The 11,270-nt window shown below is 44.8% G+C and carries 8 protein-coding genes; 7 read left to right on the top strand and 1 reads right to left on the bottom strand.

Annotation, left to right across the window (positions count from 1 at the left end; all coding sequences use genetic code 11):
* The first annotated feature begins 310 nt into the window (after positions 1-310).
* From AC50X8_RS31940 to AC50X8_RS31930, 3 genes are all read left to right on the top strand, one after another.
* A complete protein-coding gene (locus AC50X8_RS31940) occupies positions 311-2,542 on the top strand; it encodes a helix-turn-helix domain-containing protein (RefSeq protein ID WP_494883621.1) in 2,232 nt (743 codons plus the stop codon).
* 99 nt (positions 2,543-2,641) lie between these two features.
* Positions 2,642-4,180, top strand: a complete 1,539-nt coding sequence (locus tag AC50X8_RS31935) for an extracellular solute-binding protein (RefSeq protein WP_494883623.1) — start codon at positions 2,642-2,644, stop codon at positions 4,178-4,180.
* A gap of 251 nt (positions 4,181-4,431) precedes the next feature.
* Positions 4,432-5,643, top strand: a complete 1,212-nt coding sequence (locus tag AC50X8_RS31930) for a flagellin N-terminal helical domain-containing protein (RefSeq protein WP_056038839.1) — start codon at positions 4,432-4,434, stop codon at positions 5,641-5,643.
* Between the two features lie 547 nt (positions 5,644-6,190).
* Here the strand turns inward: AC50X8_RS31930 and AC50X8_RS31925 are convergent.
* Positions 6,191-7,306, bottom strand: a complete 1,116-nt coding sequence (locus AC50X8_RS31925; RefSeq protein ID WP_494883619.1) for an acyltransferase family protein — start codon at positions 7,304-7,306, stop codon at positions 6,191-6,193.
* 244 nt (positions 7,307-7,550) lie between these two features.
* On the opposite strand from AC50X8_RS31925, the gene AC50X8_RS31920 reads away from it, so the two are divergent.
* From AC50X8_RS31920 to AC50X8_RS31905, 4 genes are all read left to right on the top strand, one after another.
* The gene (locus tag AC50X8_RS31920) at positions 7,551-8,291 is read left to right on the top strand and encodes a Fic family protein (protein ID WP_494865180.1); all 741 of its coding nucleotides are present in this window, start codon (positions 7,551-7,553) and stop codon (positions 8,289-8,291) included.
* Between the two features lie 83 nt (positions 8,292-8,374).
* Positions 8,375-8,518 (top strand): RAxF-45 family protein, encoded by a 144-nt coding sequence (locus AC50X8_RS31915; protein ID WP_200931651.1) that lies wholly within the window; start codon positions 8,375-8,377, stop codon positions 8,516-8,518.
* A gap of 300 nt (positions 8,519-8,818) precedes the next feature.
* On the top strand, positions 8,819-10,738 hold the full coding sequence (gene abc-f / locus AC50X8_RS31910) for a ribosomal protection-like ABC-F family protein (RefSeq protein ID WP_494883617.1): 1,920 nt from the start codon (positions 8,819-8,821) through the stop codon (positions 10,736-10,738).
* A 98-nt stretch (positions 10,739-10,836) separates the two neighbouring features.
* The gene (locus AC50X8_RS31905; protein WP_056038829.1) at positions 10,837-11,250 is read left to right on the top strand and encodes a LysM peptidoglycan-binding domain-containing protein; all 414 of its coding nucleotides are present in this window, start codon (positions 10,837-10,839) and stop codon (positions 11,248-11,250) included.
* Positions 11,251-11,270: the final 20 nt, after the last annotated feature.

Here is an 11,270-nt window from a genome sequence, read left to right as displayed (position 1 = left end):
CCGTTTACGCTTGAAATATAGGAAAGGATATGATTTTCCCATCCCTTCTCTATATTTCTACGCGAAACGGAAGCTTTGCCGCCAAAGGGTGGCGAAAGCCGTTTACGCTTGAAATATAGGAAAGGATATGATTTTCCCATCCCTTCTCTATATTTCTACGCGAAACGGAAGCTTTGCCGCCAAAGGGTGGCGAAAGCCGTTTACGCTTGCGATAAGAGAGTTCAACCTGCGGAGGCAAAGTATGAAACAGCAGAGGTTTGTTTTTAGCAAAAGCATTGCTTTTAGGTGGATCATTTCCTATGCCATCATAATGCTCATCCCATTAATCGTTAGCGCTGTCGTGTACACCCAAACGAAAAAGGTAGTAGAGTATGAAATTCAGCGGGCTAGCGGTGCCATGCTCAAACAGGTTAAATATATGGTAGACAGTGAAATCAACCAAGCAGAAAAGCTGGCTATGCTGCTGTCTATTCATAATGACGTGAATTCCTTCCTGAATATGAATCCGGACTCGGAGCAGAAGGAAGCCTTTCAAATTTTTAAAATCCAGCAGGAGCTGAGCAAGTATAAATCCGCCAACAATTTTATAAAAGGGATTTATCTGTATTCCGGCAAGCTGGGTACGATACTTACAGACGAGACCTACGCGGATTCAGCCTTATTTTATGAGATGAATCGCCAGCAGTTTAACATCAGCGAGCAGGAATGGCAGAAAATTTTGGCTACACCGATGATCCAGTCGGGGAAGCTGAGGCCTTTTATTCAATTTAAACGGGTCGGAAATACGGTTTTATTAATTAAGCCATTATCGAATATAAAGGAAAAGGACACGACGCGAGGCGTACTATTCATCGCTTTAAATAGCAGCACCGTGCAAAAAATGCTGGCGAATGTCGATTGGGTCAACAATGGGGACGTCTATATCGTCGATCATGCGAATCAAATTATGTTTCAAAATAATAAAATAGATAGTCCGCCGATTTTTTCTATGGTGGAGACGGACAATAAAGAAGCAGATTCTTCCTTTTTGACTATTGCCGGAACGGAAAATATGGTTTCCTTTATCGCCTCGGATACGTCTGATTGGAAATATGTAAGCGTTTTCCCTTCGAATACCTTTTGGGAAAAAGCCAGAGAGATTCGCAATTTGAATTTGCTTGGCTTGCTGGTCTGTTTTTTAATTGGTGGGGTCGTCATTTATTATGTTGCGCGCCGCAATTATAATCCTGTTCGCGAGCTGGTCAATGTATTCTCCTACGCCAAGCAGGAGCGGAGCATGTGGCGAGCAGACGAGTTTTCGTTTATTAGGGAAAATGCGCTGGCAACGATTCGCGAGCGGGATGATATGAGCAGCCGCGAATACAAGCAGCTTCGGGTGCTGCAGGCCTACTATTTGACGAGGCTGCTCAAAGGGCAGGCAGAGGAAGGCTTGTCCGTCCAAGGAGCGGCGGGTCGTTACCATTTGAATTGGAGCACTGAGCATTTTGCCGTACTGCTCTTCGATATTGGGCCAGACGAAGCAAGCGCGACGTCGATGAATTTATCCCATTTTATCGTAACGAATATTATGCTTGATGTGGCTCAGGAGTTTCATAGCTTAAGCTTTACCGATATGGACGGCATGCTTGCTGCGGTTATTAACATCCACCCCGATCGCATTTCCGTCTGGAAAGAGGACATGGAGCAGGCTTTGGTGAAAACGCTAGAATTTACCGATCAGCGCTACCGCTTGCAAATTGTGATGGCCGGGAGCGAGCATGAGGTCGGGGTAGCGGGCATACATCATGCTTATTTGCAGGCGCTGGAGGCCCAAGAATACCGCTTATTTTCAGAAGAAAATGTGTCGATTTGGTATGGAGATATTGAGCCTGTGGAAGCTGAATATTATTTGTCGATCAATGATGAGCTTGCTTTTATCAACATCATTAAGACAGGAGACCTGGAAAAAGCGACCGAGAAGGTAGATGATATTTTGAACCAGGTGTTCAGCAGCCAATCCTCCGTTGAAATGCTCAAATGCGCGATGATCGATTTGGCAAGCTCCATGATGAAATCTGTTCCGCTGGAAGCCCAGCAGGCTCAAATATGGGAAGAATCGCGACCGATGAAGCGTCTGCTCGCCTGTACAACTAGGGGGGAGTTCCGGCAGGAGCTGCTGCAAATTTTACAAATGGTGTGCCACAAAATCAATGAAAAGCTGTCCTTGCTGTCCAATACGGGAATTGGAGAACAGGTGGCGGAGTACGTAGAGAAAAACTATGACGATATTAATCTCAGCGTATCGATGATTGGGGCCGAATTCGGCATTACCCCGCAATACGTATCGCGATTATTTAAAGAGCAGAAGGAGCTCGGCCTGCATGACTTCATTAGTCAAACGCGCACTTCTAAGGCGAAGTTGCTGCTTCAGCAAGGCGCCAGCATAGAAGAGACTTCATCAAAAACGGGCTTCTCCAGCAGCAGTGCCTTCATTCGAGTATTCAAGAAGTATGAGGGGATTACACCGGGCAAATATAAGAATCTACAAGTTGAGCGGAGCTAAAACACACATATATGCATGCAAACGGAGGTCTTGATGTTGGCAAAAGGGTTCAGCAAAAAAACGGTGGGCAAGCCTGTCCTTTTTCTACTGAGTTTCATTATGCTGGCTGCTGGCTGCAGTCATTCGAATTCAAACAGCAATATGGAAGGCATTGTTAATACTAATGTCAATAATCAAACAGGAGGCGTGTTTTCTTATCCTATGCAGGGCAATGTCGAGCTTTCTTTTATGGATGAGCAGCTTGGCAGTACGCCAGAAGTGATGCCGATTGATGAAGAATACGAGCAGCGGACCGGCGTTAAAATCAGGCATTTGGGTGGAACGCCGATGACGGATCAAAAGTTCAGCCTGCTGCTCGCCTCGGGAGAGCTTCCTGATATTTTTCTAAATACGTGGCTTCAATATCCCGGCGGGCCAGATCGGGCTGTGGAGCAGGGGTATATATTAAAGCTGAATGATTTAATTGACCAGTATGCGCCGAATTTAAAGAAAGTGCTTCAGGAAAATCCCGACATCGACAAAATGATCAAAACGGATGACGGCACGTATTATGCTTTCCCGTTCATTCGTTCAGATGCTGGCCGTGTATATGGCGGACCTATTATCCGTAAAGATTGGCTCGACGAGCTGAATTTGGACATTCCCGAAACGATTGAGGAATGGCATACCGTATTAACAGCGTTTAAAGAGAAGAAAAACGCCAGCTCGCCGGTTACGTTCCGGTCGATGTTTTTGGGCGAACGTACGAGTGGTTTTGCCGGCGCGTTTGGCGTAATGGGCAATTTCTATGTCATTGATGGAAAAGTGACGTACGGCTATGTCGAGCCGCAATATAAAGAATATTTAAGAGCGATGAGCCAGTGGTACAAGGAGGGGCTAATTGACAAGGACTTTGCTTCCATCGATGCGGCAACTGTTGATAAAAAAATGTCCTCCGGCAGCAGCGGCGCAACGATTGGCTGGCAGTTTTACATTGAAAAATACAATGCTGCAGCTCAGGAAACCGATCCGAAGGCGAACTTCGTGGCCGTCCCTTACCCAGCAGCGGTAAAAGGCGAGCTTCCAGAGTTCGGTCAGTTGGACAATGCATATGCAGGGACAAGCTCCGCAGCGATTTCCGCTACTGCTGAAAATGTAGAAGCAGCCATCCGTTGGCTGGATTACGCCTATTCCACTGAAGGAAGCATGCTGAACACCTATGGTCTGGAAGGGGTCACGTATAAACTCGGCAACGGCAAGCCAGTCTATACGGATTTGGTCGTCAACAACCCGAATGGACTAGGCAGCGACCAAGTGATGCTGCAATATTCACATGGCACCAACTTTCCTATGATTCAGCAGGATAATAATTTACCAGCGAAATATGAGCAGACGACGGAAGCGCTGGGCATCTGGAAAAACACGAATCACGAGAGCCACCTGCTGCCGCCAGTGACGCCAACGGCTGAGGAAGCGGATGAAATGAGCAGCATTATGAACGATATTAACGCATTGGTTAAAGAAGCGGAGCTGAAAATTATATTAGGCAATGAGTCTGCCGACAACTACGATAAATATGTTCAGCAAATGAAGGAGCTGGGCATTGAAAGAGCGCTGGAAATTCAGCAAGCTGCCTATGAACGTTATTTGCAACGTTAAATCGATACGATACACGATCAGGAGCCCCTCATATGTAATGCCATTAACGGCTCGCAAACTATAAGGAATTGTAAAATTATATTTGTATAACCATTGAAAACATATTTCTAATGTTTAACTATGAAATTCATAGAAAGAGATTTTAGATTGGTTATCTAATTTTAAATTTATAATAAACATTATTTTTTTGGAGGTACATGCCGATAATGATATAAAGATGGAGTTATTTCCCTAGCGAGAGGTAAAGTGAAATGTATATAAGATCGAATTTAATGGCTGTGAATGCAAATCGAAGTTTAACTATTAACAATGATAAGAGAACGAAGTCTATGGAAAAACTTTCATCTGGGCTTAATATTAATAGGGCGGCAGATGATGCAGCGGGGATGTCAATATCAGAGAAAATGCGTGGGCAGATACGTGGTTTACAGCAAGCATCAAGAAATATACAAGATGGAATTTCACTTATTCAAACTGCTGAAGGCGCTATGCAGGAAATCCATGCTATTCTGCAGCGTATGAATGAATTAGCTGTGCAAACAGCAAATGGTACTTATAGCGACACTGATAGAAAAAATAGTCAGAATGAGTTCAACCAGCTGCAGGCTGAGATTGATAATATTGCTGAACATACTAATTTCAATGGAATCAAGCTTTTGAATGGAGAGGCATCTGGTGACCGTACTTTTTCAGCAAACTACATTGCGAAATGGAATTTTACTGGAAATCCCAATGATGAGGATAGGATTGGCATACGTGATCTTACCTTAATGTTAGCTGCAGATTTTGAATTTGTTAGTCCCAATAATATAAATAATACGTGGGTTGATGTTCCAATTGGGGTAAATATAAATGAAACATTAAGTAATTTGTTGAGTAAGTATACTAATTTAAAAGCCCGGAATATTGGTTTTCCATCGGAGCAAGAATCAGTACAAAATACAAGTTTATACATTTCGGGTACGACCGTAATTCTGCTAACAGATAAAGAAATCACTATATCATCCTCGGCAGGCATTCCAGCCGATCTCCTGACGGGAAGCCCAGCAACACTAACACTTAGTGGGGAAAGTGGAATATCCATTCAGACGGGCACTGCTGCTGGTGAGAACTTGAATATAGGCATGCCAAACGTAAATGGATCTGCAATAGGGGTGGCTGGTTTAAATATCTCATCCCATTTAGGAGCTTCTAATGCTATTGTTCCTATAAAAAATGCTATTAATACAGTATCCTCTGAACGAGCCAAGCTTGGAGCTTATCAAAACCGTCTTGAACATACGGGAAGCAATATTCTTAACTATGGGGAAAACCTATCCGCTTCGGAGTCAAGAATTAGAGATTCGGATATGGCAAGAGAAATAATGGAACTTGCAAAATCTCGAATTTTGACTGATGCAGGTCAGGCTATGCTTGTACAAGCGAAGATGATTCCGCAAAATATATTAAAGCTACTTAGTTGAACGACATTGAAGATAAAAATTGCTTGATATTATTGACAGATGATTGAAATAACCTTTGCAGGAGAATATTCATGAAATCACTACTCAGAAAACATATGGCAAGCAGATCGACCATGTAGCCGATAGCAGGCATGACATGATGGTACGTTTTGCAGAGGGCAAACAAACTCATATTATTTTTATCGAAAATAAGCTAGGCACGGCGAGAGAGATCAGCAGTTGAAGCGATATGCAGATCATTTGCGCAATTATGAGGCTGATGGCTGCCGCACGCATTTCATTTATATAACGAGGGCTTACGCCCCCAAGCGAGATGCGGATATTTTACAAAATCAAAATGGCAATCAGGCGACCTTTCATCAAATCCGTTGGTTTCAAGTTTATAACCATTGAACGGTTGAATGAACTGTAAGAGCTAAAGCAGCAAACTCCGGAATTGGAGTGGAAATCGACAAATAATGGTTCTTCTTATTAAAAGCAGTTCACAGCAGATAAAGCCCTAACCGCCAGATGTTTTTTCTGGTAGTTGGGGCTTTTATTTGAAAGATTAAACTGCACGTTCTCCCACTTGCAGCGTCGGCTTCGCCGAAGTATCTTGCTTTGGCGTCTTCAACAAATTGCCAACCAAATATTTTCCGAAGGAGAAACGATTGAACAGGTTGGCGATAACAAGGCTGACGGCAATGCTCCCCACATAACAAACAACAAACGAAACGGCGAAATTTGTTTTCGGCAAAAACTGGAGCAGCAGCTTCATGACGATCATGTGCAATAGGTAGAGGCTGAACGAATATTTACTGATGAGCATAATGAATCTCGGCACGGAGCGGGTTTTACCTGATAGATAGAGGATCAGCCCAATCATGGCGATCGTATAGAGCATCATATCGGGGCGTTTCGAGGATATAATGGTGAAAATGCCTTGCTGCTGAAAGCCCATCACCCCAATGAAGCAAACGGGGATGATCGCAAATAGCCAGACGCCTTGTCTGCTAATATATTGCTTCACCTGTTCAAAATGCTTTCCAGCATAATACGCCAAGGTAAAATAAAAAATCCAGCCGACGGCGAGCAGCCAGTAGCCTCTTTCCCAAATGTATGTAGAGACAGCGGATGAGCCTGGGGCTGATGTCGCGCTGAAATAAGCCAAATAACCAAAGTTCAGTACAAACGAAGTGACTATAACCGTTAGCGGTTTAAGCTTGCTGGCATAGCGATTAAAGAGAAAGTGGAGAATATGAATTTGGAATAGCAATAAGATGAACCAAAGCACGAAATCGCCTAGAAAAATATTTTTGACCGCTTCGATGGAATAGGAGGCAAACGTAAAGGCACCATTTTGAGCCGTATCAAAAATAGCAAAAATGAAGCTCATAAACAAAAACGGAATAAGCAAAAAGAGCGCCCTTTTTTGAAAAAAGCCTTGTGGCGGTTTGCCATGATACGTTTTGGCATTCAGAAATTCAGATATAAATACAAATGTCCCGGTGCCAAATAAAATCGCCATTTGAAAAATTTTGAGCAAATAGAAGGCGATCCCTTCCTGCCCGCTGAAATACAACGCCAAATTATTGCCCAAAGCGTGGTTTAAAATGACAAATAAACAGGCAATTGCTCGCAGCCAATAAATTTCATTAACTAATTCCTTTTTAATCGGACTCACCCACTCCTCTTTATTTGATACAAATTGTATCACTTGAAAAAGGAAGTTTCAATGTGAATTTTGGCGGGGAATTGCGTATTTTTTTGCTGAAGATGAATGTTTACTAGTATCCGCGCTAGGCCTTGTTAATTGAAACCCCTATCCAAATCAGATATAGTATGGATATATTTAGCCGTATGGAAAAGAGGGTGCTTTTTCAAATCAATTTGGTATAACGGTTATGTTTATTCAAAGGAGTGAGAGGATGGATTTCCAACAAATCAATGAATTAAAGCAAGAGCTCGACAGTCTAAGACCCTTACCCTCCGCGGCCGTCCGGAATTTAGAGGAGGTTTACCGAGTAGAGTGGACCTACAACTCAAATGCAATCGAGGGAAATACGTTAACGCTCTTGGAAACAAAGCTGGTGCTGGAGGAAGGTCTAACCATTGGCGGTAAAAAGCTTAGAGAGCATTTCGAAGTCATTAATCATTCTGAAGCGATTAGTTATGTACAAGACATCGTGCATCGTAATATGACTATAACGGAATCAGTAATTAAATCTATTCATCATTTAGTATTGAAAAATATTGACGACGAGAATGCAGGACGTTACCGCTTCATTAATGTTCGAATATCTGGATCGCAGCACATACCACCGACTTATGTATTTGTACCTGAAAAAATGGAAAGTTTGCTGCATTGGTATCAAGAGCAGCATAACCGTCTGCATCCTGTTGAATTAGCAGCCAGGCTCCATTTTCAGTTCGTTTTTATCCATCCGTTTGCAGATGGCAACGGGCGTACGGCTCGTTTATTGATGAATTTGGTTTTAATGCAGCATGGATTTCCTCCTGCCATTGTAAAAGCAGCCGCAGATGCAAGGTTGAAATATTATGAGACGTTGGAAGAAGCCAGCAGCAATGACCAGTTGGAGCCCTTCATCGCCTTAATCGCTGATTGTGTAGAGGAGAGTTTACGAACATACATTTCTGCGGTGAAATAAATGTTTTCATCTATTTTTGAAATTGCCACAGCACCACAATCTATGATAAAGTAAAAACACTAACATAAAGGGAGGTGAGGTAGGTGAATCACGAATTGGTCAATAACCGTATTAGCCAGCTGCCGATTGCTATGGCTGGCATTGTTCATGCATTTTCCGCGAACGGGATCAGTCTGTCCATTTTTAACGATACGGATATACCATTCGCGAGAAGACGCCTACCTTAACCACAACGGATTGCTTTGCCATTCGAAGGGTCGCGGGCTTGTTGCTGCGGCTCTTTTTGAATTATAGGAAAGTATATGATGTTTCTATCCTTTCTCTATATTTTTCGGAATGAAACGAGCTGCGCGCCAAAGGACGGCGACGGCCGTTTCACCTTGAATTCTAAGCATTTATAAGTTTTATCCTTATATTCACTTAGAATTCTCCGACAAAGCTCTTCGCTCGTCCTAGAAGGACGACGAAGTCGTTTTTGCTTGTGTTTTCAAGCTAGGGTCTTCCTCATCAAATAGGAGGCTCTTCAAATGATTATTGTAAATGTACAACAAATAAAAAAATACCACGCGGCAAATCTGGTGCTGGATGGCGTAACGCTTCAGCTTCAGGAGGGAGAGAAAGTAGGGCTCATAGGCCGCAATGGCTGTGGCAAATCGACGCTTCTCCGGCTGATTGCCGGACATGAACAGGTTGACGATGGGATGCTGACTGTAAAGAGGGATTTGCAAATCGGCTACTTGCCGCAAATTCCTGCTGCGTTCGAATCACTTACTGTATATGATGTAATGGCCTACGGATTTCGAAAGCTGATGGCCTGCAGGCAGGAAATGTCGGAGCTGGAACGCGAGATGGCGGGGGAAGAAGCGGCAAATGATGCTGTAAAAATGGCGAGGCTATTGAAACTATACGCCCTTGCGCAGGAAAAATTCGAGCAGGGCGGCGGCTACGACATGGATACGGCGATTGATCAGGTTGCCAGCGGCCTGCGCATTGACCGCAGCTACGATCAGCGGAGCTTCAGCAGCTTGTCGGGCGGCGAGAAAACCCGCATCGTTCTGGCTTCACAACTCGTCGTCCGTCCGGATTTGCTGCTGCTGGATGAGCCGACGAACCACCTAGATCTCAAAGGAATTGAATGGCTGGAGCAATTCATCCAGCACTATGAAGGCGCTTGTGTCATCGTATCGCATGACCGTTATTTTCTCGATACCGTCGGCACAAAGATGATTGAACTGGAGGATGGCGAAGCCCATACCTATCACTGCAACTATAGCGGTTATCTGAAAGAGAAGGAGGAACGGCTGCTTCAGCAATTTGCCCAGTTCCAAGAGCAGCAGAAAGTCATTCGCAAAATGAAAGAAACGATTCGCCAGCTGGAAGAATGGGGCCGCATTGGCGGCAATGAGAAGTTTTTCAAGCGTGCGGCGTCGATGCGCAAGGCGCTAGAGCGGATGGAAATGGTGAAGCGCCCCGTTTTGGAGCCGAATACAGCGGAGTTCGAGCTGTCGCCACTTGACCGTTCCGGACGCAACGTTATTTCGTTTGAAGGTTTGACGAAGCAGTTTGGTGAACGAATAATTTTACGGGAGGCAGAAGGCAGCCTGCTGTATGGCGAGAAAGTCGTGCTGCTTGGCGATAACGGCTCCGGGAAAACGACGCTGTTTAAGCTGCTGCTAGGGGTGATGGAAGCGGACAGCGGGCAAGTGGCGCAGGGAACGCGCTTGGAAATCGGGTATTTGGCGCAGCAGGAGCCGTTAAAGGGCAATAAGCAAACGGTGCTGGAGCATTTCCGGCTGGAGGGCGGCTTGGAGGAAGGCGAAGCACGGAATGTGCTGGCTAAATATTTATTTTATGGGGCGGATGTATTTAAGCCGCTCGCAGCGCTTTCTGGTGGAGAGTGGTCACGGCTGCGGCTTGCGCTGCTTGTAAGACGCAAGCCAAATTTGCTGCTGCTAGATGAGCCGACTAACCACCTGGATGTCGCATCGCGCGAAGCATTGGAGGAGGCGCTGGAGGATTTCCCCGGCACGGTGCTTGCGATCTCGCATGACCGCTATTTCATCAATCGTTTGGCTAAGCGGGTATGGGAGCTGGAACAAGGAAAGGTCGCCACTTATCTTGGCAACTATGATGATTTTAAAGCGAAGCGGGAGGAACGGCTTGCTCAAGCAAATTCATCCGCCAAGGGAGAGGCGAGAACAGCTAAAGGTGCAGGTATAGAAAAGCCACGCTCAAATGGAAGTCCGGCACCTGCTGAAAGCAAACTGGAGCATATGGAGCAGGAGATAGCTAAGCTTGAAGCCGAAATTGCAATAGCTGATGCCGAGCTGGAACGATTGGATCGCATGGGCGACACGGAAAATCTTGAGAAGCAATGGAGGGAACGGGAAGAGCTGCAAACGAGGCTGGATCAGCGTTTGGAGCAGTGGCTGGAGCTGTCGAGCTAGTGCATATTTGGAAAATTTTCAAAAAAGTTGTCACCAATGGCGCCCAAAACAATACTCTATATAGACGAATGACTATATAAAAAAACGGAGGTTTTGTTATGGATCGTACAGATCGTGCATTTGTTCCTGGTGGTGGCTTTGGTGGTGGGTTCGGCCGTCCTTTCTTTCGTCCGTTCCCTCATCCTTTTTTCCCTAACCGTTTCTTGTTCCCATTTTTCTTCTTTTCACCATTTTTGTTCCCTTTCTTCAGAGAAGGCAACTCGGACGACATGATATACGCTCAGCACCAAGCCCAGCATGGGGAGACGCTAGCGGCAGTTTGTCATAAATACAACGTTCCTCATGCGATCATGGAGGAAGCCAATCCCCATGTGAACCCGGCTCAATTAAAAGCAGGGGAAATGGTATACATTCCGCGAATTTCTAATATGATGTGTCAAAAGACATATTCGGAGACGGCGGTTGGCGGCCAGCAAACTCAGCCCATGATGTATCCCGGGCAGCATTCCTAATCTTTACTTGAAAATAACAA

The sequence above is a fragment of the Paenibacillus sp. JT22N15 genome, assembly GCF_059383755.1.
Note: the sequence above shows the minus strand (reverse complement) of the source record. Positions and strands in the feature narration are given on the sequence as shown.

Bases quoted from the DNA above. Each gene is read 5' to 3' on its own strand.
- AC50X8_RS31930 (WP_056038839.1), top strand. From the start codon at position 4,432: ATGTATATAAGATCGAATTTAATGGCTGTGAATGCAAATCGAAGTTTA.
- AC50X8_RS31905 (WP_056038829.1), top strand. From the start codon at position 10,837: ATGGATCGTACAGATCGTGCATTTGTTCCTGGTGGTGGCTTTGGTGGT.
- abc-f (WP_494883617.1), top strand. From the start codon at position 8,819: ATGATTATTGTAAATGTACAACAAATAAAAAAATACCACGCGGCAAAT.
- AC50X8_RS31920 (WP_494865180.1), top strand. From the start codon at position 7,551: ATGGATTTCCAACAAATCAATGAATTAAAGCAAGAGCTCGACAGTCTA.
- AC50X8_RS31940 (WP_494883621.1), top strand. From the start codon at position 311: ATGCTCATCCCATTAATCGTTAGCGCTGTCGTGTACACCCAAACGAAA.
- AC50X8_RS31935 (WP_494883623.1), top strand. From the start codon at position 2,642: ATGCTGGCTGCTGGCTGCAGTCATTCGAATTCAAACAGCAATATGGAA.